The organism is Humibacter ginsengiterrae (assembly GCF_054780115.1).
This window is the reverse complement of the sequence record NZ_BAAGWY010000017.1, coordinates 25034-51709: the sequence shown is the minus strand read 5'-3', so window position 1 is coordinate 51709 and position 26676 is coordinate 25034. Positions and strand designations below refer to the sequence as shown.

Annotated in this window: 29 protein-coding genes; 20 read left to right on the top strand and 9 right to left on the bottom strand. The window is 68.4% G+C overall.

What is annotated here, in order from left to right:
* Window positions 1–116: 116 nt before the first annotated feature.
* Entirely contained in the window at window positions 117–749 is a 633-nt protein-coding gene (gene upp / locus ACYVII_RS16855; protein WP_460537238.1) for a uracil phosphoribosyltransferase, read from the bottom strand.
* A gap of 110 nt (window positions 750–859) precedes the next feature.
* Here upp and tadA point away from each other — a divergent pair, with 110 nt between their 5' ends.
* Window positions 860–1294, top strand: coding sequence for a nucleoside deaminase (gene tadA / locus ACYVII_RS16850; protein ID WP_460537236.1), 435 nt, complete (start codon window positions 860–862; stop codon window positions 1292–1294).
* 3 nt (window positions 1295–1297) lie between these two features.
* Here tadA and ACYVII_RS16845 read toward each other — a convergent pair whose 3' ends face one another.
* On the bottom strand, window positions 1298–2257 hold the full coding sequence (locus tag ACYVII_RS16845; protein WP_460537234.1) for a cation diffusion facilitator family transporter: 960 nt from the start codon (window positions 2255–2257) through the stop codon (window positions 1298–1300).
* 179 nt (window positions 2258–2436) lie between these two features.
* Between ACYVII_RS16845 and proC the strand changes: the two genes are divergently transcribed.
* The gene (gene proC / locus ACYVII_RS16840; RefSeq protein WP_460537231.1) at window positions 2437–3294 is read left to right on the top strand and encodes a pyrroline-5-carboxylate reductase family protein; all 858 of its coding nucleotides are present in this window, start codon (window positions 2437–2439) and stop codon (window positions 3292–3294) included.
* Between the two features lie 5 nt (window positions 3295–3299).
* On the opposite strand, the gene ACYVII_RS16835 is transcribed toward proC, so the two are convergent.
* Both ACYVII_RS16835 and ACYVII_RS16830 read right to left on the bottom strand, forming a co-directional pair.
* The gene (locus ACYVII_RS16835) at window positions 3300–3968 is read right to left on the bottom strand and encodes a potassium channel family protein (RefSeq protein WP_460537229.1); all 669 of its coding nucleotides are present in this window, start codon (window positions 3966–3968) and stop codon (window positions 3300–3302) included.
* Window positions 3961–5409 (bottom strand): TrkH family potassium uptake protein, encoded by a 1449-nt coding sequence (locus ACYVII_RS16830; protein ID WP_460537226.1) that lies wholly within the window; start codon window positions 5407–5409, stop codon window positions 3961–3963. Before ACYVII_RS16830 ends, ACYVII_RS16835 begins: the two co-directional genes overlap by 8 nt.
* 183 nt (window positions 5410–5592) lie before the next feature.
* On the opposite strand from ACYVII_RS16830, the gene ACYVII_RS16825 reads away from it, so the two are divergent.
* From ACYVII_RS16825 to ACYVII_RS16810, 4 genes are all read left to right on the top strand, one after another.
* Window positions 5593–6024: an ArsR/SmtB family transcription factor gene (locus ACYVII_RS16825; protein ID WP_460537224.1), complete on the top strand. Its 432-nt coding sequence runs from the start codon at window positions 5593–5595 to the stop codon at window positions 6022–6024.
* 100 nt (window positions 6025–6124) lie between these two features.
* Window positions 6125–6223, top strand: coding sequence for a 30S ribosomal protein bS22 (locus ACYVII_RS16820; RefSeq protein WP_003792170.1), 99 nt, complete (start codon window positions 6125–6127; stop codon window positions 6221–6223).
* 68 nt (window positions 6224–6291) lie between these two features.
* Window positions 6292–6555 (top strand): glutaredoxin family protein, encoded by a 264-nt coding sequence (locus ACYVII_RS16815; RefSeq protein WP_460537221.1) that lies wholly within the window; start codon window positions 6292–6294, stop codon window positions 6553–6555.
* Between the two features lie 40 nt (window positions 6556–6595).
* A complete protein-coding gene (locus ACYVII_RS16810) occupies window positions 6596–6898 on the top strand; it encodes a Dabb family protein (RefSeq protein WP_460537219.1) in 303 nt (100 codons plus the stop codon).
* Window positions 6899–6913: 15 nt separating this feature from the next.
* Here ACYVII_RS16810 and aspS read toward each other — a convergent pair whose 3' ends face one another.
* Window positions 6914–8278, bottom strand: coding sequence for an aspartate--tRNA ligase (aspS, locus tag ACYVII_RS16805; RefSeq protein ID WP_460537217.1), 1365 nt, complete (start codon window positions 8276–8278; stop codon window positions 6914–6916).
* A 149-nt stretch (window positions 8279–8427) separates the two neighbouring features.
* Here aspS and ACYVII_RS16800 point away from each other — a divergent pair, with 149 nt between their 5' ends.
* The 6 genes from ACYVII_RS16800 (at window position 8428) to ccsB (ending at window position 14729) form a co-directional block, all read left to right on the top strand.
* Window positions 8428–9645, top strand: coding sequence for a hypothetical protein (locus ACYVII_RS16800; RefSeq protein WP_460537216.1), 1218 nt, complete (start codon window positions 8428–8430; stop codon window positions 9643–9645).
* Between the two features lie 68 nt (window positions 9646–9713).
* Complete coding sequence (locus tag ACYVII_RS16795) at window positions 9714–10376, top strand: histidine phosphatase family protein (RefSeq protein ID WP_460537214.1); 663 nt, start codon at window positions 9714–9716, stop codon at window positions 10374–10376.
* The gene (locus ACYVII_RS16790) at window positions 10373–10990 is read left to right on the top strand and encodes a TlpA family protein disulfide reductase (RefSeq protein WP_460537212.1); all 618 of its coding nucleotides are present in this window, start codon (window positions 10373–10375) and stop codon (window positions 10988–10990) included. The genes ACYVII_RS16795 and ACYVII_RS16790 overlap by 4 nt, the downstream gene beginning before the upstream one ends.
* Window positions 10990–11832: a cytochrome c biogenesis CcdA family protein gene (locus tag ACYVII_RS16785; protein WP_460537210.1), complete on the top strand. Its 843-nt coding sequence runs from the start codon at window positions 10990–10992 to the stop codon at window positions 11830–11832. The genes ACYVII_RS16790 and ACYVII_RS16785 overlap by 1 nt, the downstream gene beginning before the upstream one ends.
* A 157-nt stretch (window positions 11833–11989) precedes the next feature.
* On the top strand, window positions 11990–13597 hold the full coding sequence (resB, locus tag ACYVII_RS16780; RefSeq protein ID WP_460537300.1) for a cytochrome c biogenesis protein ResB: 1608 nt from the start codon (window positions 11990–11992) through the stop codon (window positions 13595–13597).
* Between the two features lie 52 nt (window positions 13598–13649).
* Window positions 13650–14729 (top strand): c-type cytochrome biogenesis protein CcsB, encoded by a 1080-nt coding sequence (gene ccsB, locus ACYVII_RS16775; protein ID WP_460537298.1) that lies wholly within the window; start codon window positions 13650–13652, stop codon window positions 14727–14729.
* A gap of 8 nt (window positions 14730–14737) precedes the next feature.
* Here ccsB and ACYVII_RS16770 read toward each other — a convergent pair whose 3' ends face one another.
* Entirely contained in the window at window positions 14738–15760 is a 1023-nt protein-coding gene (locus ACYVII_RS16770) for an o-succinylbenzoate synthase (protein WP_460537208.1), read from the bottom strand.
* 41 nt (window positions 15761–15801) lie between these two features.
* A complete protein-coding gene (locus tag ACYVII_RS16765; RefSeq protein ID WP_460537206.1) occupies window positions 15802–16182 on the bottom strand; it encodes a hypothetical protein in 381 nt (126 codons plus the stop codon).
* A gap of 208 nt (window positions 16183–16390) precedes the next feature.
* On the opposite strand from ACYVII_RS16765, the gene ACYVII_RS16760 reads away from it, so the two are divergent.
* The 4 genes from ACYVII_RS16760 to ACYVII_RS16745 are packed head-to-tail and all read left to right on the top strand — an operon-like array spanning window position 16391 to window position 20814.
* A complete protein-coding gene (locus ACYVII_RS16760) occupies window positions 16391–17632 on the top strand; it encodes a zinc-binding metallopeptidase family protein (protein WP_460537204.1) in 1242 nt (413 codons plus the stop codon).
* Window positions 17633–17641: 9 nt separating this feature from the next.
* Window positions 17642–18574: a 1,4-dihydroxy-2-naphthoyl-CoA synthase gene (locus ACYVII_RS16755; RefSeq protein ID WP_460537202.1), complete on the top strand. Its 933-nt coding sequence runs from the start codon at window positions 17642–17644 to the stop codon at window positions 18572–18574.
* 38 nt (window positions 18575–18612) lie between these two features.
* A complete protein-coding gene (locus ACYVII_RS16750; RefSeq protein WP_460537200.1) occupies window positions 18613–19824 on the top strand; it encodes an AMP-binding protein in 1212 nt (403 codons plus the stop codon).
* A 24-nt stretch (window positions 19825–19848) separates the two neighbouring features.
* Window positions 19849–20814 carry a prenyltransferase gene (locus tag ACYVII_RS16745; protein ID WP_460537198.1) on the top strand — a complete coding sequence of 322 codons (966 nt, stop codon included), beginning with the start codon at window positions 19849–19851 and terminating at the stop codon, window positions 20812–20814.
* Between the two features lie 90 nt (window positions 20815–20904).
* Here ACYVII_RS16745 and ACYVII_RS16740 read toward each other — a convergent pair whose 3' ends face one another.
* Window positions 20905–21204, bottom strand: a complete 300-nt coding sequence (locus ACYVII_RS16740; RefSeq protein WP_460537196.1) for a DUF4229 domain-containing protein — start codon at window positions 21202–21204, stop codon at window positions 20905–20907.
* A gap of 115 nt (window positions 21205–21319) precedes the next feature.
* Between ACYVII_RS16740 and ACYVII_RS16735 the strand changes: the two genes are divergently transcribed.
* Both ACYVII_RS16735 and menD read left to right on the top strand, forming a co-directional pair.
* On the top strand, window positions 21320–21682 hold the full coding sequence (locus ACYVII_RS16735; RefSeq protein ID WP_460537194.1) for a PLDc N-terminal domain-containing protein: 363 nt from the start codon (window positions 21320–21322) through the stop codon (window positions 21680–21682).
* A 34-nt stretch (window positions 21683–21716) separates the two neighbouring features.
* Window positions 21717–23492 carry a 2-succinyl-5-enolpyruvyl-6-hydroxy-3-cyclohexene-1-carboxylic-acid synthase gene (menD, locus tag ACYVII_RS16730; protein ID WP_460537296.1) on the top strand — a complete coding sequence of 592 codons (1776 nt, stop codon included), beginning with the start codon at window positions 21717–21719 and terminating at the stop codon, window positions 23490–23492.
* A 2-nt stretch (window positions 23493–23494) separates the two neighbouring features.
* Here the strand turns inward: menD and ACYVII_RS16725 are convergent, their stop codons facing one another.
* Window positions 23495–24742 (bottom strand): isochorismate synthase, encoded by a 1248-nt coding sequence (locus tag ACYVII_RS16725; RefSeq protein WP_460537192.1) that lies wholly within the window; start codon window positions 24740–24742, stop codon window positions 23495–23497.
* 136 nt (window positions 24743–24878) lie between these two features.
* Here ACYVII_RS16725 and ACYVII_RS16720 point away from each other — a divergent pair, with 136 nt between their 5' ends.
* Together ACYVII_RS16720 and ACYVII_RS16715 are read left to right on the top strand one after the other, a co-directional pair.
* Window positions 24879–25598 carry a class I SAM-dependent methyltransferase gene (locus ACYVII_RS16720; protein WP_460537190.1) on the top strand — a complete coding sequence of 240 codons (720 nt, stop codon included), beginning with the start codon at window positions 24879–24881 and terminating at the stop codon, window positions 25596–25598.
* Window positions 25598–26659, top strand: coding sequence for a polyprenyl synthetase family protein (locus tag ACYVII_RS16715; RefSeq protein WP_460537188.1), 1062 nt, complete (start codon window positions 25598–25600; stop codon window positions 26657–26659). The genes ACYVII_RS16720 and ACYVII_RS16715 overlap by 1 nt, the downstream gene beginning before the upstream one ends.
* Window positions 26660–26676: the final 17 nt, after the last annotated feature.

Below are 26676 nucleotides of genomic sequence, written 5' to 3'. Positions count from 1 at the left end.
CGGGGTTGCGGGACCTATGGGACGCTCTACGAGGCGGCGGCTTGTACGCCGCCGAAACCATCCATATCGGAGCGCCGACCGCGGTGCGCCGGGCGGGGACCGGCGCACCAAACAACTCAGACCAGTCCGTAGAGCCGATCGCCGGCGTCGCCGAGCCCCGGCACGATGTAGCCGTGCTCGTTCAGGTGATCGTCGACGGCGCCGACGACGAGTGTCACGTCGCGGCCCTCGGTGAGGCGCTCCACGGCGGCGATGCCCTCCGGAGCGGCGAGGATGCAGATGGCCGTGACATCCACTGCACCGCGCTTGAACAGGAACTCGATCGCCGCGCTCAGCGAACCACCGGTGGCGAGCATCGGGTCGAGCACGAAGCACTGCCGGTTGGAGAGGTCGTCGGGGAGCCGCTCGGCGTACGTCGCCGGCTGCAGCGTCTCCTCGTTGCGCACCATGCCGAGGAATCCGACCTCGGCCGACGGCACGAGCTTGACCATTCCCTCGAGCATGCCGAGGCCGGCACGCAGGATGGGCACGACCAGGGGCTTCGGTTCGGCGAGCGTGACGCCGGTCGTGCGTGCGACGGGCGTCTCGATCTCGATCGGGGCGACGCGGACGCCGCGGGTGGCCTCATAGGCGAGCAGCGTCACCAGTTCTTCGACGAGTGCGCGGAAGGTCACCGCTGGTGTCTCGCGGTTGCGCAGCACGGTCAGCTTGTGGGTGACCAGGGGATGATCGGCAACGTGCACTCGCATAGGCTCAAATCTAGGGGTCGTCATCGACCAGCCGCGAACATCCTCCTGAGGTGGCGGTGACGCGGTCGAGAGACGGGAGCGTGGTGCCGGGCATCGATCGAGTTGACTGGATGCGCCGAGCCATCGCCGACGCCCGCCTCGCCCTCGACACCGGCGACGTCCCGGTCGCTGCGATCGTGCTCGATGCGCACGGACGCGTGCTCGGGACGGGACGCAACGAGCGAGAGGCGCGGCAGGACCCGACGGCGCACGCGGAGATCCTCGCGCTGCGCCGGGCATCCGAGCGCACCGGCGACTGGCACCTCACGGATGCCACGCTCATCGTCACGCTCGAACCCTGCGTGATGTGCGCGGGTGCGATCCTCTCCGCCCGCATCCCCGCTGTCGTCTTCGGCGCCTGGGATGAGAAAGCGGGCGCCGCGGGCAGTGTCTACGACGTGCTCCGCGACCGTCGGCTGAACCATCGCGTCGAGGTGTACGGCGGTGTCGAGGCGGATGCCTGCGCCGCCCTCCTCGACGAGTTCTTCGCCACCCGTCGCGGCTGAGACTCAACCACCGGAGAGTGTCGCATCGTCGCTGCGCAGCACGTCCGGTTCGATATAGATCACTCCCGCGATCGGTACGGCATCCCGGATGCGCTCCTCGATCGCGTCGATCGATGCCGCCACCTCCTCGAGCCGCCGACCTCCCGGCTGGGCGATCTTCGCGGCGACCAGGAGTTCCTCGGGCCCCAGGTACAGCGTCTTCAGGTGGATGACGCGATCGGTCTCGCCCCCGGAGAGGATCGCGTGCTCGATGGCAGCGGCGTCCGCCTCGCTCGCGCCCTCTCCCACCAGCAGGCTCTTCGTCTCGATGCCGAGCACGACGGCGACGGCCACCAGCAGGGCGCCGATGCAAATCGTGCCGATGCCGTCCCAGACGCCGTCGCCGGTGAGGATCGTGAGGCCGACACCGAGCAGCGCGAACGTGAGGCCGGTGAGCGCAGCGACGTCTTCGAGGAGCACCACGGGCAGCTCCGGCGCCTTCGCCCGGCGGATGAACCGCACCCACGATCCCGCGCCCTTGTGCGGCCGCGACTCGCGGATGCCCGTACGCAGCGAGAATCCCTCGAGAACCATCGAGATCACGAGCACCGCCAGCGGCAGCCACCACACCTCGAGCGGGTGCGGGTGCAGCAGCTTCTCGATGCCTTCGTACACCGAGAAGACGCCGCCGACCGAGAACAGGATGATCGACACGACGAACGCGTACACGTACCGCTCCCGGCCGTGACCGAACGGATGCTCGCGGTCTGGGCTTCGCTTCGCGCGCCGTCCGCCCACCATCAGCAGGATCTGGTTGCACGAGTCCGCAAGCGAGTGCACGCTCTCGGCCAGCATCGACGACGAGCCGGAGAAGATCCACGCGATGAATTTGGTCAGCGCGATGCCGAGGTTGGCGGCCAGCGCCGCGACGATCGCCCTGGTGCTGCCCTCGTGACCGGCGGCCCCGCCATCCGCGTCGCTCATGCGGAACATCCTATGGGCGGCCCGTGTCGCACCCCGTTTCCGTGAGCCACTCTGAATCTGCCGGGCCACCCGGAAAATTGCGTGAATTAGAGGGTGCGTGAATTAGAGGGTGGCTGGGCGACTTGCGGGTGGTTCGGCGTCATCCATGTCGCGCACGCCGCGGCCCTACGCTGGGGCGCATGACCGAGAGCGTTGTGAGCGAGAGCGTTGTGGAACTGCCGAAGATCGCGATCCTGGGTGCGGGGTCGATGGGCAGGGCGATCCTGAGCGGGCTGCTGAAGCCCGGGGTGCACGTCGACGGCGGCATCGTCGTGACCAACAGGAGCGCGCGCTCGGCAGCATCCCTCACCGGACAGGGCGTGACGTCGCTGGCCACCGACGACGATCCCGACGCCAACCGCAAAGCCGTCGCGGGAGCGGGCATCGTTCTCGTCGCGGTCAAGCCCGCGATAGTGCCAGACCTGCTCGCCGGGATCGCCAATGCGCTCGACCCGAACGCGATCGTCGTCAGCGTCGCAGCGGGAGTCCCGGTGACGCGCTTCGAGGAGCTGCTGCCGGCATCCGTCGCGGTGGTGCGGTCCATGCCCAACACCCCGGCCATCGTCGGCAAGGCCGTCACCGGAGTGAGCGCAGGCAGCCGTTCGACGCCCGAGCAGATCGCGCTCGTTCGCGAGCTGTTCGAGACCGTGGGAACCGTCGTCGAGGTGCCCGAGTCGCAGCTGGATGCCCTGAGCACGATCTCCGGCTCGGGCCCGGCTTACGTGTACTTCCTCATCGAGCAGCTCACGGCGACGGCGGTATCGAAGGGGTTCTCACCCGAGCAGGCAGCCGAACTGGTGAACGGCACGTTCATCGGTGCCGCCGCGCTGCTCGACGCGTCGGATGCGACGCCGGAGCAGCTGCGCATCCAGGTCACGAGCCCGAAGGGCACTACCGAGCGTGCCGTCACCGTGCTGCAGGATGCCGACCTGAAGTCGGTCTTCGACCGCGCGACGGATGCCGCGCTTGTTCGCGCGCGGGAGCTCGCCGCCGGCTGACCGCCTCATTCCAGGGCCGCGAAGCGCTCCACGTCGGAGCTCGCCCCCGACACGATGATGAGATCGTGGTCGGAGACGACGGTGTCCATGGTCGCGTAGGTGAACGGCTTGCCCGGCGTCTTCACGCCGACGACCGTGATGTCGTACTTGCGCCGCACCTCCGACTGCGCGAGCGTGATGCCGCGGATCACCTTCGGCGGGTACATCTTCACCAGCACGAAGTCGTCGTCGAACTCGATGAAGTCGAGCATCCGTCCGGCGAGCAGGTGAGCGATGCGCTCGCCCGCCTCCGCCTCCGGGTAGATGACGTGGTTCGCGCCGATGCGTTCCAGGATCGTGCCGTGCGACTTCGAGATCGCCTTCGCCCAGATCTGCGGGATGCCGAGGTCCACGAGGTTGGCGGTGATCAGAACGGATGCCTCCACCGACGACCCCGTCGCGACGACGGCGATCGAGAAGTCCTGCGCGCCGATCTGGCGCAGGGCGTCGATGGAGCGGGCATCGGCCTGCACGGTGTGCGTGATGCGCTCCGACCACTTCTGAACCAGGCCGAGGTCGGTGTCGACGGCGAGCACCTCGCGGTCGAGCCGGTCCAGCTGGCCGGCCGTCGCGGCGCCGAACCTGCCCAGGCCGATGACGAGCACGGGAGCGTCGTGTCTGATGCGGTCACCCAACGATGGGCCTCTCTTCCGGATGCTGGTAGTACTGCCCGCGCTGCGACTGCGCAAGAGCGGCGGCGAGCGTCACGGTGCCCACTCGCCCGAGGAACATGGTGAACGCGAGCACGTAGACGGCGCCCGTCGGGGCGTGCTGCGTGAGACCGGTGGAGAGCCCGCAGGTGGCGAAGGCGCTGATCACGTCGAACAGCGCGTGGTCGAGGGTGTCCTTCGTGATGGCCATCACCGTCACCGTGGCCACGGCCACGATCGTGGCGCCCCACAGCACGACGCTCACCGCCACGCGGAGCACGTCGGTCGGGATGCGCCGCCGGAACGCCTCCATGGAGTCCACGCCGCGTGCCTCGGCCAGTGCGGCCAGGAACAGCACGGCGAGGGTCGTCACCTTGATGCCGCCCGCGGTGGACGCCGACCCGCCGCCCACGAACATCAGCATGTCGGTCACGAGCAGCGTCGCGTGGTGCAGGTGGTCGACGTCGACCACAGAGAAGCCTCCGGAACGGGCCATCACCGACATGAACAGCGATTGGAAGGCGGCGTCGCCCGTTCCGCCAGGGCCGAGGGTCTGCGGGTTGCCGACTTCGAGCGCGAAGTAGAGGATCCAGCCCGCCGCCATGAGCAGAGCGAACGTGACGAGCGTGAGCTTGACGTGAATCGTCCAGAACCGCCGTCTCACCCTGCGGCGCAGGTTCTGCGCGATCGCGAAGATCACCGGAAAGCCGATCGCGCCGGCGACCACCCCGACCATGAGTGCGGTCAGAAACACATAGTCGTCCGCGAACGGCGTGAGCCCGGCCTCGTTCGGGGTGAAGCCGGTGTTCGTGAAGGCCATCGCGGAGTAGTAGAGCGAGTTCAGCGCGCTGTCGTAGAGCGAGAAGCCGTGGGCGAGCATCCGTGGAAACAGAACGACCGCCACCACGAACTCGATGATCACGGCGCTCAACGCCACCGTGCGCAACAGGTTGCCGACCTCGCCGAGCCGGATGGCCTGACCCTCTGCCACCGGGCCGGCGTGCGCCCGCAGCGGGTTGCTGTCGCTGGCGGCGATGAGCTTGGCCCGCAGACCGAGCTTGCGCGAGATCACCATGCCCAGGATCGAGGCGAGCGTGAGCACGCCGACGCCGCCGATCTGCACGCCGAAGTAGATGATCACGTTGCCGAACGCCGACCAGTGCGTTGCCATGTCGACGGTGGAGAGCCCGGTGACACAGATCACCGAGACCGCCGTGAAGAACGCGTCGGCCAGCGGAGTGCCCGAACTGCCCGCTGTGGAGATCGGCAGTGTGAACAGCACGGTGAACACGAGCACCAGCGAGGCGAAGACCACGAGCGCGAACCGCGATGGGCTGGAACCGGCGAACTCGTTGACGCGCAACTGAACGCGGCCCCACCAGGTTGTGGGCACGAGATGCCGGGATGCCTGTGCCGTAGCCCGCATCGGCCGCCCCTCCTGACCGGGTGCTCGAGCGTGGTCGCCCGACTGCTCCGGCACGGTCTGCTTGCGCGCTCGATGCTATCGCGCGCCTGAGCCGTATCCCGGTTGCCCCTTCAGGCATGTACCCACGGAACGGATGCCGGTGCTGGCATGGTGTGGCAGGCATCGGGCCAGTAGCCTGGGTGGATGCCGGACATCTTTGACATCGTCGCGGATGCCACACGGCGCGACATCCTGCGCGTGCTACTCGAGGCATCCGAGAACTCGGACAGTGGCGAGATCAGCGTCTCCCAGATCGTGGGCGGTCTGGAACTGAGCCAGCCGACGGTGTCGAAGCATCTGAAGGTGCTTCGCGAAGCGGGGCTCGTGACGGTGCGTGAGGAGGGTCAGCACCGCTACTACCGCATCGACGTGCAGCCTCTCGAGGAGATCGAGGACTGGCTGATGCCGTTCGTCAGCGGCGAGTTCGACATCGCCGACATCGACGTGAGCGCCGTGGTGGCCGGGCTGAAAGACGAGACCAAGGACTTCGCGGAGCAGATGGGCAAGGTGCTCGCCGACACCAGCCACCGCGTCTCGACGGTGGTCGATCGGGTGCGCCCGAAGCGCAAGCGCTGAGCCGAAGCGCCGTAATCTCGGCCTGCTCCCGCCGGATGGTAGACTTGGCGACCGTTGCCGTACGCCGCGCAGCATCCCGATGAACTTATGTGAGGTCTTTGTGGGTTCCGTTATCAAGAAGCGCCGCAAGCGCATGGCGAAGAAGAAGCACCGCAAGCTGCTTCGCAAGACTCGCCACCAGCGTCGCAACAAGAAGTAGCGCACTGCAGAAAGCGCCGGCCTGCCCCGGCGCTTTTTTGCTGCGCGCCGGAGCTTAAGATCGCTACCGTGCCGAACATCCAGCTCACCCTCATCGGCAAGCCGGGGTGCCACCTGTGCGACGACGCACGGGAGGCGATCCGGGACGTGACGCAGGCGCTGCCGGATGCCTCGCACATCGTGCTCGAGGAGCGGAACATTCTCGACGAGCCCGAGCTGTTCGACCGCTATGCCGACGAGATCCCCGTTGTGCTCATCGACGGCAGGCAGCACACGTACTGGCGGGTGGACAAGGAGCGGCTGACCGCCGCCCTGACCGAGCGACTCGCCTGACGCATACCGATACGAATAAGACAACACAGAAGGGCGGACCATGCCGCTTCGGCACGTGGTGACGTGGAAGGTGGCCGGCAACTCCGATGAGGAGCGCGAGCGGGTGAAGGCGGAGTTCCGCGACCGGCTCGAATCGCTCCCGCCGCAGATCGACGTGATCAGGCGATTCGAGGTAGGGCTGAACAACGCGGGCGCCGCCGACAACTTCGACGTCGTGCTGGTCTCGGAGTTCGACGACGAGGATGCCCTGCAGCAGTACATCCATCACCCTGTGCACCAAGAGGTGGTCGCCTTCGTGCGGGCGAACACGGTCGGCCGCGCCGGGGCCGACGTCGTGTTCTAGCCGCCCTGGTGAGCGCTAGGGCGTGAGCCGCGTTGGGCCACGGAACAGGTACGTGGTTTCGCGGATCGACTGCTCGCCGAGCAGCAGCATGAGCAAGCGCGCGAGGCCCATGCCGAATCCGCCGTGCGGCGGGATGCCATAGCGGAAGAAGTCGAGGTAGGACTCGAGTCCTTCCAGGTCGAGTCCCTTCTGCACTGCCTGAGCCTCGAGCACGTCGATGCGGTGCTCGCGCTGGGCACCGGTGGTGATCTCGACGCCGTTGTAGATGAGGTCGTAGCTCTTCGTGAGCCCTGTCGTCTCATCGACCATGTGGTAGAACGGCCGGATGCTCAGCGGATAGTCGGTGAGGAACACGAAGTCGTGTCCGTACTTCTCCTTGACGTACGCCGAGATCTGGCGCTCGCCCTCGGGGTCCATGTCGCCGTCGGCGCGCGGCACCGTGTAGCCGCGCTCCTTCACGATCTCCAGCGCCTCGGCGAGCGGGATGCGCGGGAACGGAACCGACGGCACCTCGACCTCGACGCCGAACGCCTCCCGGATCTCGTCGCCGTGCTTCTCCTTCACCGCGGTAAGGCCCGCGACGAGCAACTGCTCCTGCATCGCCATCACGTCGTCGTGCGAGTCGATCCAGCTCATTTCGGCGTCGACGGTCGTGAACTCCGTGGCGTGCCGTGACGTGAACGACGGGTCGGCGCGGAAAACCGGAGTAATGGCGAACACCTTGCCGAATCCGGCGGCCTGCGCCATCTGCTTGAAGTGCTGCGGACTCTGCGCCAGGTACCCGGTGCCGAGGTCGAAGTACTCGAGCTGGAACAGCTCGGCACGCGACTCGGCGGGCGTGGCCATGAACGTCGGCGTGTGCACCTCGATGAAGCCGTTATCGATCCACCAGGTGCGCCAGGCGTGCTCGAGGGTGGTCTGGACGCGGAAGATCAGGTTGTTCTTCGGCTGGCGCAGGTCGATGAATCGCCAGTCGAGCCGCTTGTCCAGGCTGGAGTCCGATGCGATCGGCATCTCCGGATGCGCGTAGGTCTCGACCGTGAGCGTGTCGATCTTCACCTCGATGCCCCCGAGCTTCACGCGCTCGTCGTGCTTCAGCTGGCCGGTCACGGTCACGAACGAGCCGAGCGTGAGCGACGAGATCGTCTCGGCGACGTCATCCGTCACGCTCAGCCCGACAGGAACGTCACCGGATGCCTCCACCACCTCGGCCGCAGGCGCCGGGGTTCGTGGGTGCACCAGCTGCACGTCACCCGACTCGTCACGGAGGATGACGAACTGCACCTTCTTCTGGTCGCGCACCGTCTCGACCCATCCGGAGACGGTCACGGCGCCGTCGTCACGGGCGGCCAGGTTCTTGACGAGTACGCGGGAAGTCACCCAGAGAGTCTATGGGCGATTGAGGCTCGGCCGGGCGAGCCCGCTCGCCCGGCCGAGCCGATTGAGCCCGTGAGTGGCGGTGCCGCGATGTGGGCGATCGAGCGCGTGAGCCGCAGCGCCGCGATATGCCAGCGATCCGAATGTCATCGTTGACATCTCGCTTCCCGACCGCCAGAATCGACCGTGCCACGTTCACCGTCGACGGCGGTCCCGCGGCAAGTGAGGAGAAGTTCCACATGACCGACTTCAGCCGTAGGACCTTCGGATCTGCGCTCGTACTCGGCGCCGCGACCATCGCCGGCGTTGCTGCGGTTCCCGCCCCCGCCTCCGCAGCGTCCAGGAGGGGGGCAACGGCCGCGCCGACGCCGATCGCCAGCCCGGATGTGCGCCTGACGGAGGCGTTCCGCCGCTTCGGTGATTCGGGCGGCGGGTGGTCGAACCACCGGGGTTGGGCGGCCTCCGACGGGACTTACACCGCCGAACTACCGGGCCGCCAGATCGTCTGGCTGATGAACGACACCTTCCTGGGGCCCGTCAATGCAGACGAGAGCATGACCGCCCCCGGATTCATCCACGGCTCGATCCTGCTCGGCGGGACGGATGGCTACCCCAGGGACACGATCACGGGCGGCACGCATGACGCACCGGTGTCGATAGCCGCCCCGCCCGACGCCGTGAACGGCGACCCGTGGTACTGGAACGCCGCCGGGATCTTCGACGCCGGTCGGCTGCACGTCTTCCAGGGCCGAATCGGGCAGACGGACGGCACGCCGCCATGGAACTTCGGCTGGCTCGGATCCGACATCGTGACGTACGCGCCGGACTTCTCGGTAGAGAAGATCACCCGCACCTATGGACAGCCGGGCGGTGTGAACTGGGGCAACGAGCTCCTTCGTTCGGGCGGGTACATCTATATCTACGGCGAACTCGACAATGCGATGCACGTGGCGCGGGCCAGGGTCGGCCACCTGCTCGAGCAGGGCTGGCAGTTCTACACGGGCTCCGGGTGGTCTGTGCACGAGAGCGACTCCGCCGCAATCGTCCAAGACCTCGGAGCCTCCTACAGCGTCTCGGCGGTCGACGGCCGCTTCGTGCTTTCGGCCACTGCGTCGGCCGTTTTCCTCGACCACCAGATCTATGTTGCGACTGCCCCTACCCCGGTGGGCCCGTTCTCGCCGCGGACGGCGGTCTACACCGCGCCGGAGTCGAATACGCCGGGCATCTACACCTACAACGTCGCGGCCCACCCGCAGATCAGCGGTCCTGGCGAGCTGGTCTTGTCGTACAACGTGAACGCGCAGAACGGCAACGACATCCTGGCCGACGCGAACAACAACCGCCCGCGCTTCATCACAGTGAGGTTCTGAGAGCACAACACGGCCGACGGTGGGAGCGCTCAGCGAATTCACCACCGCCGCGTCCGTACACTGGCAGGGTGGCGGCTTCCCAGGTGCATCTCGTGCGACACGGCGAGGTGCACAATCCCGAGGGCATCCTCTATGGCAGGATGTCCGGCTTCCACCTCTCCGAACTCGGTCGCGAGATGGCGCAGGCGGCCGCCGACGACCTCGTGGCCCGTGACCGTCCGATCGTCGCCGTGATCGCATCCCCTCTGCAGCGCACGCAGGAGTCGGCCGCTCCGATCGCGCAGGCGTACGGGCTCACCACCGAGACGGATGCTCGCCTCATCGAGGGCACGAACCGGTTCGAAGGGACCGTGATGTCGCGCGCGCTGCGCAACCCGGTCAACTGGCCGTGGATGGTCAACCCGCTCCGTCCCAGCTGGGGAGAGGCGTACCGCTCGATCGAGGAGCGGATGCTCGCGGCGATCCACGACGCATTCGACAGTGCGGAGGCCGCCGCTCACAGCGCGGACTCGGCCGGTTCCGACGTGGTGCTGGTCGGCCATCAACTTCCGATCTGGGTCGCACACCTCTCGGTGGCAGGCGAACGATTCCTGCACGATCCGCGTGAGCGCCGCTGCTCGCTCTCCAGCATCACCAGCTTCGAACGCCGCGACGGCCGGTTGGTCGAGGTCGGATACTCCGACCCGGCCTCAACCCTCGCCGTCGACTCCACCGATGTGGGGGCCGTGTGAGAGACGCCATCAAGAAGGGCGGGCGCCGTCGTGCGCTCGCCGCGGTGACCGCAGCGCTCGCCGTCGGCGCGCTGCTGGCCGGCTGCAGCAACGACGAACTGGCGAAGCAGTACACGTCGGGCGAAGACAAGAACTACATCGCCGGCAGCGGCGTCACCGAGCTGAAGCCCGCCGACCGCAACGACCCGATCAACTTCTCGGGCACCACCGAAGACGGCACGACGTTCTCCTCGAAGTCCGCCCGCGGCGACGTGCTCGTCGTGAATTTCTGGTACGCAGGATGCCCGCCCTGCCGCGCCGAGGCATCCGACCTCACGAAGATCGCCGAGAAGTATCAGCCGAAGGGCGTGAAGTTCATCGGGGTGAACACGCGTGACGGTGCGGCGACCGCGAAGGCCTTCGACTCGGAGTTCAAGGTGGACTACCCCTCGATCCTCGACGTGGACGGCGGAGCGGTGCAGCTCGCGTTCAGCGGATCGATGCGCCCCAACGCCACTCCCACCACGTTCGTGATCGACAAGCAAGGCCGCATCGCCTCGCGCATCGCCGGCGACATCGCGGCACAGCCGTCCACGCTCACCACCCTGATCGACTCCGCGCTTCAGGGCCAGTGATGGGCGGCGTCGAGAACTTCGTACTGTCGGCACCGCTGTTGCTGACCGTGCCCGTGGCGCTCCTGGCCGGATTGATCTCGTTCGCGTCGCCGTGCATCCTGCCGCTCGTTCCCGGATACCTCGCCTACATCGGCGGGTTCACGGGGCAGACCACTGCGGCGGCGGCCGTTGCAGGCGCTATGAGCGGCGCACCGGCCGGCGGATCGGCCGCCACTTCGCCAGCCGGTACCGCTCCGGCGGCCACCCGCACAGCGGAGCGCCCGGCCCAGCGCCGTCTCGTGCTCGGCGTCGCGCTTTTCGTGCTCGGGTTCGCCGCCGTCTTCGTGCTGACCGGGTTCGTCTTCGGGGCACTGGGCTTCTGGATGATCCAGTGGCGCGACCTCATCACCCGCATCGCCGGCCTGATCCTGATCGTGCTCGGCCTCGTGTTCGTCGGCCAGTTCACGTTCCTTCAGCGCACGTTCAAGCCGCAGTGGCGCCCTCTCACGGGGCTTGCCGGCGCCCCGCTGCTCGGCGTCATCTTCGCGATCGGATGGAGCCCGTGCACGGGTCCGACGCTGGCGGCGATCACGACGATGAGCTACTCCAGCGGGTCCGCGTGGCAGGGGGCCGTGCTCGCACTGTTCTATGCGCTCGGCCTCGGCGTGCCGTTCGTGCTGATCGCACTCGGCCTGGGCTGGGCATCCGGCGCCGTCTCCTTCCTGCGCAGGCGCATCCGCGTGATCAACATCGTGGGCGGTGCGGTGCTCATCGCCATCGGCATCCTCATGGTCTCCGGCGTCTGGAACCAGTGGATCATCGCGCTGACGGGGGTGATCCCGAGCTTTGGAACAGCACTCTGACGGTTCAGCGAACGGCGGAACAGAGACTCTGGATGCCCCGGTAGGCGCACCCGAGACAGCCGGCGACAGCGACCAGGCCGTCGCCGACCAGCGGCAGGCCCGTCGCGACAGCCGCCCAGACGGACACGTCGACACCGACGATGCGGATGCCGGCGCCCTGAACCAGCCCAAGCTCGGCTTCGTCGGCTGGCTGCGCTGGACCTGGCGTCAGCTCACCAGCATGCGAACGGCGCTGTTCCTCCTGTTGCTGCTTGCGGTGGCCGCCGTGCCCGGATCGCTCGTGCCGCAGCACTCGTCCGACCCGAACGGCGTCGTGCAGTGGCAGCAGAACCACCCGACGCTCTACCCGATCCTGGACAAACTGCAGGTGTTCGACACGTACACCTCGGTGTGGTTCTCGGCCATCTACCTGCTGCTGTTCGTCTCCCTGGTCGGCTGCGTCGTTCCGCGCATCAAGCATCACGTTGAAGCGCTCAGGGCCAAGCCGCCTCGCACCCCCGTACGCCTGCAGCGCATGGCCGGGTTCCGGGTGCGGGTACTGAAGGGGACCGCCTCCGACGGCACGGCCGCGGATGCCGCGACCGCACGGCAGGCGGCGGTGACGTCCGCGCAGAAGCTGCTCAAGGCATCCGGCTACCGCACGGTCGTGCTGGAGACGGCTAGGGATGCGTCGGTATCGGCCGAGCGCGGATACCTGCGCGAGACCGGGAACATCGTCTTCCACGCGGCGCTGGTGGGCATCCTCCTCGCGGTCGGTGTGGGCGGCGGTTTCGGCTACACCGGGCAGCGCGTTGTCGTCGATGGCCAGAGCTTCGTGAACACGCTCGTCAACTACGACTCGTTCAACCCCGGCCGGTTCCTGAACACGGGAACGATGGCGCCGTATTCGCTGAAGGTCACCGGACTCGACGTGAAGTACGACACCACGAACAAGAACGCACTGGGCGCACCGCTGGACTACACCGCCCACGTCGAGGCGACCGAGAACGGCAAGACCACCAAGCGCACCATCAAGGTGAACGAGCCGCTGGGCATCGGCGGAACGGATGTCTACCTGCTCGGCAACGGCTACGCTCCCGAGATCACCGTGCGCGACCCGAGCGGCAAGGCCGTGTTCCACGACGTCGTCCCGTTCCCTGAGCAATCGGCGAACATGACGTCGCAGGGCGTCGTCAAGGTGCCCGACGGCCTGAAGCAGCAGCTCGGCATGATCGGACTGTTCTATCCGACGGCCGAGAAGCTGCCGAGCGGTGCATACACGTCGAGCTTCCCGGATGTGCGCAAGCCCATGCTCGACCTGTCCGTGTACCAGGGGAACCTCGGACTCGACAAGGGCGTCCCGGTGTCGGTGTACGCCCTCGACATCGACAAGCTGAAGGAGATCGCGGGCCCGGGGGCGGCGACCAAGGGTCTCCAGCTCACGCCGGGTCAGACCGTGTCGCTGCCGAACGGACTCGGCACGCTGACGTTCGACGGCGTCAAGCGGTTCGTCAGTCTCGACATCCATCACGACCCGACCGAGGGCTGGGTGCTGCTGTTCGCCGCTCTCGTGCTCGGCGGGCTCCTCACCTCGCTCTTCGTGCCGCGCCGCAGGCTCTGGATGAAGGCCATCACGCTCGAGGACGGCTCGCTCCGGCTCGAGTACGCGGGCCTGGCCAGGGGTGAGGACCCCCGGCTCGACGACGCCGTCGCTTCTCTCGCCGATCGTCACGTCGCCCAGTTGACCGGCCGTTCCACTGTCCGGGCGAGCCGCCAACAGACGTAGGATTCATCACATCGTGCTCGATACGTTCTCACAGATCTTCATCCATGTGGCCATGGGCCTCTATGTCGTCGCGTTCATCGCGTTCGCGCTCGACCTGGCGAGACGGAGCGCGCGTGCCACCATTCCCGGCGCAGTTCGCAGCGCGGCATCCCGTCGCGCCGCCCCAGCAGAAGACCTCGTGTTCGTCGAGGCCGGGGGAGCGCAGAGCGACGTTGCGTCGGGTTCAGGCGTGGCCGCCGCCGGGCAGGCGACGGCCGTTGCGACCGCTGTCGCGCCCGTTGCGACGAGCACTGGAGGCGGTGGGGGCGGCACGGGACCGGTCGCGCGGCTGACCTCACGACTCGAGGACGACACCCATCACGGGCGAGTGAAGTCGACGAGCCTTCGCGTGGCGATGGTCGTCACCATCATCGCCTGGGCGCTTCACCTGTGCGCCGACGTGCTGCGGGGTCTCGCCGCCGGGCGCGTGCCGTGGGCGAACATGTGGGAGTTCTCGATGACGGCGACGCTGATCATCGTGGGCATCTTCCTCGTCGTGAACCTCTGGTCGGACCTGCGCTATCTCGGCACGTTCGTGCTCGGCTTCGTCTGCCTGGTGCTCATGCTCGCCACGACCGTGTACTACGTGCCCGTCGTACCGCTTCCGCCGGCCCTTCAGTCGTACTGGCTGGTCATCCACATCCTGGTCGCGATGCTCGGCACGTCGTTCTTCGCGCTCAGCTTCGGTCTCTCAGTGGCGCAGCTGTTGCAGGTGCGACGCGAGCACCGGGTGCAACAGGAGATGCCGACGAACCTGCGCTTCCTGGGCACGCTACCCGGCTCGGGGACGCTGGAGAACCTGGCCTACCGCGTGACGATCGTCGGCTTCATCTGCTGGACGTTCACCTTGATCGCCGGTGCGATCTGGGCCGAGAAGGCCTGGGGAGCGTACTGGACCTGGGACACCAAAGAGGTCTGGACGTTCATCGTCTGGGTCATCTACGCCGGCTACATTCACGCGAGGGCGACACGCGGCTGGCGCGGTACGCGGTCGTCGTGGCTGGCCATCATCGGCTTCAGCGCCGTGATGTTCAACTTCGGTGTGGTGAACGTGTTCTTCCACGGCCTGCACTCGTACAGCGGCCTGTCTTAAGGACCGCTCTACGACGCTCTCGCCTTCAGTCGGGAGTAGCAGCGCTCGACGCGGGTGAACCACCAGTCGCGCCTGTCGGCATCCGCAGAATGCTCCTCGAGCAGCGCCTCATCAGCTGCCACCCGGCGCACCGGGATCGCGCCGGCGACCGGTGAGAGCGGCTCGGGCGTGACGTCCGCTTTCAGAAGCGCCGCCGTGCCGAGGCCGCAGTCGTAATCCAGGTGCGGAACGGATGCCGCAAGCATCGCTCCCATGGCGAGCCCCACCGAGGTGTCGATCGCGCTCGACACCACGACGGGAAGCCCGGCGAGGCGGATGATCTCCTGCGCCGCCCGGATGCCGCCGAGCGGCTGCGCCTTCACGATCAGCACATCCGCCGCTCCCGCCCGCGCCACGGCGAGCGGGTCGGACGCCTTGCGCACGCTCTCGTCCGCTGCGATCGGGATGCCCATGTACTTGACGCGACGCCGCACCTCGGCGAGTTCCTCGACGCTCGCACACGGCTGCTCGACGTACTCGAGGTCGTACGGCGCGAACGCGTGGATGGCGTGCTCGGCCTCGTCCACGTTCCACAGGCCGTTCGCGTCGACCCGGATGCGGCCTTCCGCACCCAGCGACTCACGAACTGCCGCGACGCGTGCGACGTCGTCCGCGAGCCGTTGCCCCGGCTCGGCGACCTTCACCTTGGCGGTGCGACACCCCGGAAATCGGGCGAGCACGGATGCCACGTCATCCGCGGCCACGGCGGGCACGGTGGCGTTGACGCGCACGGAGTCGCGCACCGGTTCTGCGTCTTCGCCCCAGCCGAAGTCGATCGCCGCGGCCAGCCACGCGGCCGCCTCCTCGTCGCCGTACTCCGCGAACGGCGAGAACTCGGTCCAGCCGCGTGGTCCCCGCGTGAGAAGCGCCTCGCGCACGGTGATGCCGCGGAACCGCGTGACCATCGGAAGCGCGACGACCCGGGCATCCGCCAGCACGTCGTCCAGCGGTGGAAGATCGGCGGCGGGCAACAGCGAGTGATGGTCTGCCATGCTCACCAGTGTGTCAGCGCGCAGGCAAGCACGTCAGTGTGTCAGCGGGGTGAGATGAGGTGCGGTCGCGGGCCCTCGAGCCGCGCCACCGCGATCTTGACCTCCGTGATCTCGCGGCCCATCGCTTCGATCTTGTCGCCGAGATCGGTTCTGACACCGTCGATCTTGTCTCCGAGCCGATGGTCCACTTCGTCGATCTTGTCGGCGAGGAGTCGGCCTTGTTCGTCGATCTTGTCGTTGAGAAGTCGGCCTTGTTCGTCGATCTTGTCGTTGAGAAGCCGGCCTTGCTGATCGATCCTGTCGTCGAGCCGCTGGGACATCGCGTCCATTCGCCTGATCATCCAGCCGAATCCGCCCGCGAGCGCGACCAAGAGGCCGGCGAAGCTGATCACCGTCGCCAAGGCATCGATCGACACGAACATGCCTCCATTCTCTGCGTGAATTCCCTGATCTGCCAGCGACGGTATCGCCTGTCCTGGAGCTGGACATCGCCGAACGGAATCGGTGTGGACAAGAGCCGAGGCACAACAGCTGGGGAGGGACGCCTCTTCGTCGGCACCGGTTTCCCGGTGCAGACTTGCTCCGTGCGGCATCGCCGCGACGTCGGCGCCGAAGACGAGAGGACTTTCGATGGCGATAGATCTCGAAGAGACATACAAGGACCTCCACAGGCATCCTGAGTTGTCGTACCAGGAGCACCGGACCGCGAAGATCGCTGCCGACGGACTTCGCGGTCTCGGCATCGAGGTCATCGAGGGTGTCGGCCGTACCGGGGTCGTCGGCGTGCTGCAGAACGGCGATGGACCTGTGGTGCTGCTGCGTGCAGACATGGATGCACTCCCGGTCGCCGAGGAGACCGGGCTGGACTATGCGAGCACCGAGCGTGGCGTCGACCCCGACGGCAACGATGTCGCCGTGATGCACGCGTGCGGCCACGACGTGCACGTCACGTGCCTGCTCGGCGCCGCCGAGGCGCTCGTCGGTTCGCGGCCGGAGTGGCGCGGCACGGTCGTCTTCCTCTTCCAGCCCGCCGAGGAGCACGGATCCGGCGCGCTCGAGATGATCGGGGACGGTCTGTACGACCGTGTGCCTAAGCCCGACATCGTGCTCGGCCAGCACGTCGCGCCTGCACCTGCGGGGATGGTCGGTGCGCACGCCGGCCCCGCGTTCGCCGCGACCGACGGCCTGTTCGTCACCCTGCACGGCGAGGGCGGCCACGGCTCGCGGCCCGAGGCGACCGTCGACCCGGTCGTGATGGCGGCGGCCACCGTGATGCGGCTCCAGACCATCGTCTCGCGGGAGATCGCAGGCGGAGAGACCGCGGTCGTCACGGTCGGCACGATGCACGCCGGCACGAAGTCGAACATCATCCCGCCCGATGCGACGCTCGGCATCAACATCCGCACGTACGACACCGAGGTGCGCGACCGGGTGGTCGCAGCGGTGACACGCATCGCGGAGGCGGAGGCTGCGGCATCGGGTGCCAAGCGCAAACCCGATGTCGCCGTCACCGAATCCTTCCCCGTGCTGCACAACGACGAGGAGGCGACTGCACGCACCATGGCCGCGTTCCGCGACGTACTCGGAGCCGGGCGCGTGCTGGACCCTGGGGCAGTGACGGGGAGCGAGGATGTCGGCGCGCTCGCGACTGCCGCCGACGCGCCGATCGTGTACTGGCTGCTCGGCGGCCTGGACCCCCGGCTCTTCGCGACGGCGCCGGCGAACGGGACGACGGATGCCGACGTGCCCTCGAATCATTCACCGCACTTCGCCCCGCTCATCCACCCGACGCTCGAGACAGGCGTTCAGGCGCTCGTCGTCGCGGCCAAGGAGTGGCTGGGCAAGGGGTCAGCAGAACCCGCGCGTCCCTAGGCTGGAGGAATGAGCCAAGAGATCTCGGAGCTGTTCGACGCGGGGGAGTGGGTGCAGGCATCCGTCGGCGAGCACTTCACCGATATCACTTACCACCTCTCGAACGACGGGCGAATCGCGCGCATCGCCTTCGACCGGCCTGAAGTGCGCAATGCGTTTCGTCCACATACCGTGGACGAGCTCTACACGGCTCTGGACGACGCACGGCAGAACCCCCGGGTGGGTGTGGTGCTGCTGACCGGCAACGGCCCGAGCCCGAAAGACGGCGGCTGGGCGTTCTGCTCGGGTGGCGACCAGCGCATACGCGGCCGCGACGGGTACAAGTACAGCGATTCCGAGACGGCGGTCGTCGACGGAGCGGCGGGGAACGCGGGAAGTCACGGGGCGGTGGGACGCCTGCACATCCTCGAGGTGCAGCGGCTTATCCGGTTCATGCCCAAGGTGGTCATCGCCGTCGTGCCCGGCTGGGCGGCGGGCGGCGGGCATTCGCTGCACGCGGTGTGCGACCTCACGATCGCAAGCGCCGAGCACGGACGGTTCAAGCAGACGGATGCCGACGTCGGCTCCTTCGACGCCGGCTACGGCAGCGCCTACTACGCCAGGCAGATCGGGCAGAAGCTCGCGCGTGAGGTGTTCTTCCTCGCCCAGGAGTATTCGGCGCAGCGTGCGTATGAGATGGGAGCCGTCAACGCAGTCGTGCCGCATGCGGAGCTCGAGAGCACGGCCATCGAGTGGGCGCGGGTCGTTCTCGGCAAGTCGCCGACGAGCATCCGCATGCTCAAGTTCGCGTTCAACGCCGTCGACGACGGACTCGTCGGGCAGCAGGTCTTCGCCGGCGAGGCGACGCGGCTCGCCTACGGCACGGACGAGGCGGTTGAGGGGCGCGACGCCTTCCTGCAGAAGCGCGATCCCGACTGGTCGCCGTTCCCCTGGCAGTTCTGAGGCTCCGTGCCGGCAGTTCACGCGGGTAGCGTGGAGGCGTGAGTCGCCCGCTGATCGTCATCGATGCCGGCGACCCGCAGGCTGTGCACCTCGCCTTGCGCGACGCTCTGACCGGAGATGGTCCGGCCGTGCTTCCGCGGCAGCACGCGAGCGGGACCGCCGCGGATGCCGGCGTCGCCGCCAGTCCGGGTTGCGTCCCCCGCAACGTCGCTCTCGTCGTCGAGACATCCGGGTCGACCGGTGCGCCGAAGCGCGTGGCGCTCAGTGCGGATGCCTTGCTGGCCAGCGCCGGCGCATCCGCGGGTGCGATCGGAGGTCAGGAGCCGGGCGTCGCACGCTGGGTGCTGGCACTGCCCGCGCACTACATCGCCGGCGTCAACGTGCTGGTGCGCTCGATCGCGGCCGGAACAGAGCCGGTCATCCTTCCCCCCGGCCACTTCGACCCGGTCGCCTTCTGCGCTGCGGCCGGCCGGCTGGACTCCGACCAGCGCTTCTCATCGCTCGTTCCGGTGCAGCTGGCCCGGCTGCTGGACGCCGCGACAGATGCCGCCTCCCGTGGCGACCACGCCATGCTCACCACGCTGCGCCGCTTCGACGCGCTCCTCATCGGCGGCCAGGCGCTGCAGCCGGAGCTGCGGCGCCGCGCCCTGGACGCCGGGCTGCACATCGTGCGCACGTACGGCTCGAGCGAGACCGGCGGCGGATGCGTGTACGACGGCGTCCCGATCGGCACCGTGCGCGCCCGCGCGGTGGATGGCCGCGTCGAGCTGAGCGGACCCGTACTCGCCGAGGGCTACCTTGACGACACGGGCGCGATCGATCGGGAGCGTACGGATGCCGCGTTCCATGCCGCGGACGGCATCCGCTGGTATCGCACAGGCGACCTCGGAGCTGTCGACGCAGACGGAAGGCTCACTGTGACGGGCCGGGCGGACAACGTGATCATCTCCGGCGGCGAGAAGGTCTCGCTGGATGCCGTCGAGCGCGTCGTGCGCCGCCGCATCGGATTCGAGGAGGCCGTGGTGGTCGCCGCGGCAAGTACGGAGTGGGGTCAGGTGCCCGCGGTCGCCGTGGCGGGGCATCCGCAGACCGAACTCGTGGAGTTGCGCGCGCTCGTGCAGTCCGAGCTCGGGCACGCGGCCGCGCCGGCGCACCTCGTGCTGCTCGAACGAATGCCGCTGCTCGCCTCGGGCAAGCCCGACCGCCTCGGGATCGCCGAGCTCGTCGCCTCCCGCATCGAAGGTGCATAGGCCTTCCCATTAAGATTCCCCGTTGTGAGTAGCAGTGCGCGGAACAAGCCGAAATCGAAGCGCAAGGGCGGGCATCCGGCCGGCAAGCGGGGTGCGGTAGCACCGGCGACGTTCCGCGACTGGGTCGGCGGGGCACGGCTCCGCACGCTGCCGCTGGCGATCGCGCCCGTACTCGTCGGCACCGGAGCCGCCGTGGATGCCAGCAATCCCGGCGTCTTCCACTGGGTTCGCGCCCTGCTCTGCCTCGCCGTCGCGCTCTGCCTGCAGATCGGCGTCAACTACGCCAACGACTACTCCGACGGCGTTCGCGGAACGGATGCCTACCGAGTCGGCCCGAGCCGCCTCACGGGGTCAGGAAAGGCGAGCCCGCGCGCCGTGCTCGTCGTCGCGCTGGTGTTCTTCGGACTGGCCGCGGTCGCCGGGCTGCTGCTCGTGATCGCCTCGCACCAGTGGTGGTTGCTCATCGTCGGTGCTGCCGCGATCGTGGCGGCCTGGTTCTATACCGGTGGCAAGCATCCGTACGGCTACTACGGCCTCGGCGAGGTGTTCGTCTTCGTGTTCTTCGGGCTCGTGGCCACCGCGGGCACGATGTTCGTGCAGGTGCTGAACGTGTCGCAGGTGGCGTGGTTGGGTGCCGTAGCGGTCGGCTTACTCGCCTGCGCGGTGCTCGTGGTGAACAATCTGCGCGACATCGACGTGGACAGGCAGGCCGGCAAGCGGACCCTGTCGGTGCTGATCGGCCGGGTGTGGTCGCGCGTGCTCTACGCGGTCTTCGTGCTGGTGCCGTTCGGCATCCTGGCGATGATCAGCATCTTGTACACGCTCGGATGGCTGGGCTTCTTCACGCTGATCGCCGCGCTGCCCGCAGTGATCATCACACTCTTCGGTCGCACTCCGCGGGAACTCATCACCGCGCTTCAACTCACGTCGATCAGCGCACTCGTCTACGCGGCGTTCCTCGCGGCGGCGCTCGCCTGGTCACCTCTGTGAGTCTTGCGCGCCGCGCCAGCGGCGGCGCAGGTGCAACGCTTGCGCGCTGCGCGAGCGGCGGCGCGCAAGCCACCGCCTTGCGCAGTTGCTTTAGTCGCGATTGCGCGGAGCGTCCTCGGCCGCGTCGACCGCGGCGTCTTCGACCTCGTCATCGGCACTGGGCTTCGCCAGGCGCCGATCCCGCTTTCCGACGGTGGCGAGTTGCCCGGCGACGGCCTGCCGAGGGCCACGCAGAAGGAGGTACGACAGGCAGAAGCCGATGACGACGGCGGCCACCGCCGAGATGTACCAGAGGTCGATCGGCAGCAGGAGAAGCAGCACCGCCAGCGGAACGGCGACGAACAGGAGCCGCAGCACGGTGTAGGTCAGCCATGCCGGAATGTGTTTCACCGTTCAAGTGTAGGGATCGTCGCACAGTGAACGCCCTGGGAGCCCGCCGGTGCCCCCTCCTTCTCGGCGGGACCTCTCAGGGTCGCCCCCGAGGCGCGCGGGTTAACATGGCCACATGATTCGCGTATGGCTCGTCGTCGGAGTCATCGCCGCGTTGTTCTACATCTATTCGATCGTGGATTGCGCGATGGCTGAGCGGGAGCGTGTGCGCGGAGTGCCGAAGGCGGCATGGATTGTGATCGTCGTCGTGTTCGCCGTGATCGGCGGCGTGCTGTGGTTCGCGGTCGGCCGACCGCGGCGCGGGAACGCCGGGCGCGTGCGTACGATCGCGCCCGACGATGACCCCGAGTTCCTCAGGAACCTGGAGCGCGACCGTCGTCAGCAGGAACGCATCCGCCGCCTGGAGCAGGAGCTCTCCGACCTCGACGACACGCCGAAGAAGAAGTCCGGCGACACCGACGGCCGCCGGGATGCCTGAGCCCGCGGATCGCCGCGGGTCCCGGCCCCAGGGCATGACTTCGTTCGCGCCCGAGGGCGTCGCGGAGGAGGCGCTGCCGCGCACAGGCAATCCCGCCACCGATGCCGCGCTCGTCCTGCTGACCCAGCTCGTGCGCGAGGGGCTCAGGCACATCGTGCTCAGCCCGGGCTCGCGGTCGCAGGCGCTAGCGCTGGTCGCCGCCGAGCTGGAACGCGTGGGCGCGATCGAACTGCACGTGCGCATCGACGAGCGGGTGGGCGGATTCCTCGCCCTGGGCATCGCCGCCGAGACGGGGCATCCGGCAGCGATCGTCACCACCAGCGGCACGGCCACGGCGAATCTGCTTCCCGCCGTTCTCGAAGCTCATCACTCCAATCTGCCCATGCTCGTGCTCACCGCGGACCGCCCGAGCGAGCTGCGCGGCATCCGCTCGAACCAGACGACGGTGCAGGCCGGCATGTACGGCGCTGCCGTGCGTCGCGCGCTCGACGTGGGAGCACCGACCGGGGCCGCGGGCGAGACGGATGCCTACACGCACCTCACGCGCCAGGCGTGGTCGGCGGCGCTGGATGAGACCGGGCCGGTGCACCTGAACCTCGCGTTCCGAGAGCCGCTGTCCGTGGCCGTGCCCGACCTCTCTGCCTTCGCATCCGAGCTGCGCAGTGAGGGTGAGGGCGTCGAGCCGCCCAGCGGCCCGCGTCCCCACCCCGCCGCCCTCGGCCGCCCGCACCTCGCGCTGACCACGGGTCCACGCACCATCGTGATCGCAGGCAACGCCGCTGGCCCCGCCGCCGAAGAGCTGGCACGCGCCGGCGGCTGGCCCCTGATCGCAGAGGCGTCGAGCGGGTCCCGCTTCGGCCCGAACCTCGTCGTGGCCTACCGCCGCCTGCTGCGCGACCCCGAGTTCGGCGGGCGGGTGCAGCGAGCTGTCGTGTTCGGACATCCGACGCTCAGCCGCGAGGTGCCGGCGATCCTGAAGCGTGACGAGCTGGAGGTCGTCGTGGTCGCACCCGTGGGCGAGGAGGTGTACGACCCGGCGCGATCGGCGCGCATTGCGGCATCCGCCGAGGCAGCCTCGAGCGACGAGGATGCCCGTGCCTGGGTCGGGCGGTGGGTGTTCGCGAGCCGCGCGCTGCTCGAGGAGGATGCTCAGGCATCCGCCGATCACGTCGCTCCTGACGTCGAAGCCGGCCGTTCGCACTCGCCGGAGCAACGGCTCGCGTTCGCCAAGACGGAACTGGCCGCGGTGCGCGCACCCGTCACCCGGCGGATGCTCGTCGAGGCGCTGTGGCGGTTCACCTGGCCGCACGATCGGCTCATGCTCGGCGCTTCGCGCTTGATCCGCGATCTGGATGCCGTCGTGCCCGGCAAGAAGATCCGCGTGCATGCCAACCGCGGGCTGGCTGGAATCGACGGCACGATCGCGACCGCGCTCGGCATCGCGCTAGCGGCCGAGCGGGCGAGCGGCGGGCAGGCGACAGGTGCGACCCGGGTGCTGCTCGGCGATCTGGCGCTGCTGCACGATGTCGGATCGCTGCTGTTCGGCGATGGGGAGCGGCGCCCCACCGTGCAGGTCGTCGTCGGCAACGACGGCGGCGGCACCATCTTCGACTCCCTCGAGGTCGCCGCAACCGCTCCCGCTGACGCGATGCGGCGCGTGCTCACGACCCCGCAGCCTGTCAGCGTGGCGGCGCTCGCCGAGGCATACGGCTGGGGCTATCGACTGGTGCAGACCCGCGGCGAACTGGATCAGGCGCTGTCGGCGCCACCCACGGGAACAAGCATCGTGGAGGTTCCGCTGCCCCGCTGAAGTTACTGGAACGCTTCCGTGATGGGGCGGAACTTCATGCTCGTCTCGGCCAGCTCACGTTCCGGAACCGAGTCCGCCATGATGCCGCAACCGGCATATGCGGTGATGTCGCCCGACGGCGCGACCTGCGCGCCACGCAGCGCGATCGCCCACTCGCCGTCGCCGTCCGCGCCGATCCAGCCGACCGGCCCGGCGTAACGTTCGCGATCGAAGGGCTCGAGCTCGCGGATGAGTCGCAGCGCCGCATCGGTCGGTGTTCCCGCTACCGCGGCGGTCGGATGCAACGCCGCCACGAGATCGAGCGCACCGGAGCCGTCGCTGAGCGTGCCGGAGACGTCCGTGGCGAGATGCCAGAGGTTCGGGAGCTTCAGCGGGAACGGCTCGCTGCTCGTCTCGAGCGTGGAAGTGTGCGGGGCCAGGGCCTGCGTGACGCTGCGCACGGCGACCGCGTGCTCCTGCACATCCTTCGCGCTGGCGAGCAGCCCGGTGGCCGAGTCGTGGTCCGATTCCGCGTCGCGCCCGCGACCGCTGGTGCCGGCCAGCACCCTGGCGTCGAGCGTGCCGTGGTGCACCCGCACCAGGGTCTCGGGGCTCGAACCGAGCATACCGTCGACGGCATATGTCCAGCATTGCGGGTAGCCGAGCGCCAGCTCGACGAGGGCGCGGCGCACATCCGACTCGACCGGCAGGTGCGCCCGGATGTCGCGCGCGAGCACGACCTTCTCGACGTCGCCGCGGTGGATGCGCTCGACGGCGATGCCGACCGCGCGCTTGTACGCCTCGCGGGTCAATTCGCCAGGAAGCATGGTGAGCCGGTATTCGGCGCCGAACGGCTGCGGATGAGGCGCCGCGGGCATCGCGTGCTCGTCGGAGTGACGGATGCGCGTAATCCAGGAACGTCCATCCCGTCGCCCGATGATCACCTCGGGCACCACCAGCACGCTGGTCGCCGTGCTGTCGTCGTCGAACGCGAACGTGCCGAACGCGACGAGGCCGGTCCCGGGCATCTGCACGGAATCGCTGACCGACGAGAGCGACGCGACCTGCTTCCACGCCGCCGACGCCTGCGCGATGCGGTCGGGACCGCGGAACTCGAGTCGCAGCGCCTCGCCGACGCCGGCGATCCCCTCTCCCTTGCGCAGCCACACGAGCGGGGCATGCGAGTCGGTGAAGGGGATGATGTGTCTGACGTCGTCGAGTGGGGTGGTCTCGACCGTCAACGCCTCTACTCGGGTCGCGATTGCGGTCACCGCTCTAGCGTACGTCGGCGCCCTTGGCGCTGGAGCTAGGAGCAAAGGCCCGGTGGGCCTTTGCCGCGACGCCAGCGCCGAGTCAGCTGCGCTGGCTCGGTTAGTGGTGCAACGCCGCACAACTAAGCTTGACCGAGTGAGTAGGGCCGACCTGAGCAAGCAGCCGTCGGACGTCGCGGCGATGTTCGATGAGGTCTCGGTCGGCTACGACCGCATGAACACCGTGTCGACGGTGGGCATCGATGCGCTGTGGCGCATCGCCACCACGCGAGCCGTCGATCCGCGACCCGGACAGCTCGTGCTCGACGTCGCCGCCGGCACCGGAACATCCAGTGCAGCACTCGCCCGATCCGGTGCGCGCGTGGTCGCTGCGGACTTCTCGCCTGGCATGATCGCGGTCGGAGAACGTCGCCACGCAGGCAACCCGAACATCGAATTCGTTCAGGCGGATGCCACTGGACTGCCGTTCGACGACGACAGCTTCGACGCCGTGACCATCTCGTTCGGGCTGCGGAACATCGTCGATCCGGATGCCGCGCTGCGCGAGTTCTTCCGGGTGACGAAGCCGGGCGGCAGGCTCGTCGTCTGCGAGTTCTCGCGGCCGCCGGCATCCGTGATCCGGGGCGCGTACTACGCCTACCTCGAGTATGGGATGCCCGTGTTCGCACGGCTGGCGTCATCCAATCCCGTCGCGTACGCCTACCTGATGGAATCGATCCGGGACTGGCCCCCGCAGCAGGAGCTGGCGCACCGGATCAGCCGCGCGGGCTTCGAGCGCGTCGCGTACCGCAACCTCACGTTCGGCATCGTCGCGCTGCACCGCGGCTTCGTGGGCGAGTCGAAGGGTGACCTCTAGTGCCATCGTTGCCGCTCGCGCGCCGCGGGACCACACTGACCAGTCAGCTCGGGCTGAGCGACCGCATCTTCGCCTCCGGCACCGACAAGCGCTTCGCCGCTCGCATCGACGACGGGCTGGAGCTCGTCGAGCAGGGGCTGCGCGAGCAGGTGCGCTACGCGGACGAGATCGCCGACGTCACGGCCCGCTACCTGCTGAACGCCGGCGGCAAGCGCGTGCGGCCGATGCTCACGCTGCTCACCGCACAACTCGGCGAGGGCGCCACGCGCGAAGTGATCATCGCCGCTCAGGCGGTCGAGATCACGCACCTCGCGTCGCTCTACCACGACGACGTGATGGACGAGGCGCAGACGAGGCGCGGGGTGCCCAGCGCCCAGCACGTGTGGGGCAACTCGGTGGCCGTGCTCACCGGCGACCTGTTGTTCGCCCGTGCCAGCCAGCTCGTGGCGAGTCTCGGCGAGGGTGCGATCCGGCTGCAGGCCGACACGTTCGAGCGGCTCTGCCTCGGCCAGTTGCACGAGACCATCGGCCCGAACGAGGGTGACGATGCGGTGGAGCACTACATCCAGGTGCTGGCAGACAAGACCGGCTCACTCATCGCCGCTGCCGCACAGATGGGCGTCATGTTCTCCGGCGCGTCCGAGGAGTACATCGCCCCGGTCATGGCGTTCGGCGAGAAGGTCGGGGTCGGCTTCCAACTCATCGACGACGTCATCGACCTCTCCAGCAAGGGTGACGAGACGGGCAAGACGCCCGGAACCGACCTGCGAGCGGGGGTCGCCACGTTGCCGCTCTTGAAGCTGCGGGCGCTGGCGCAGACGGATGCCGCGGCATCCGCTCTGCTCGAACGTCTCGACACCGAGGTGCTCGGCGCGCCCGAGACGAAGGATGTGGGCGAGGCGGTCGCGGCCCTCCGTGAACATCCGGTGACACAGGAGACGCTCGACGAGGCGCACCGCTGGGCGCGGGAGGCGGTCGAGGCGATCGCCCAGCTGCCACAGGGCCCGGTGAAACGGGCGCTCACCCGCTTCGCCGATACGATCGTCGAGCGGTCCAGCTAGGGCCACGCGCGCCCTCA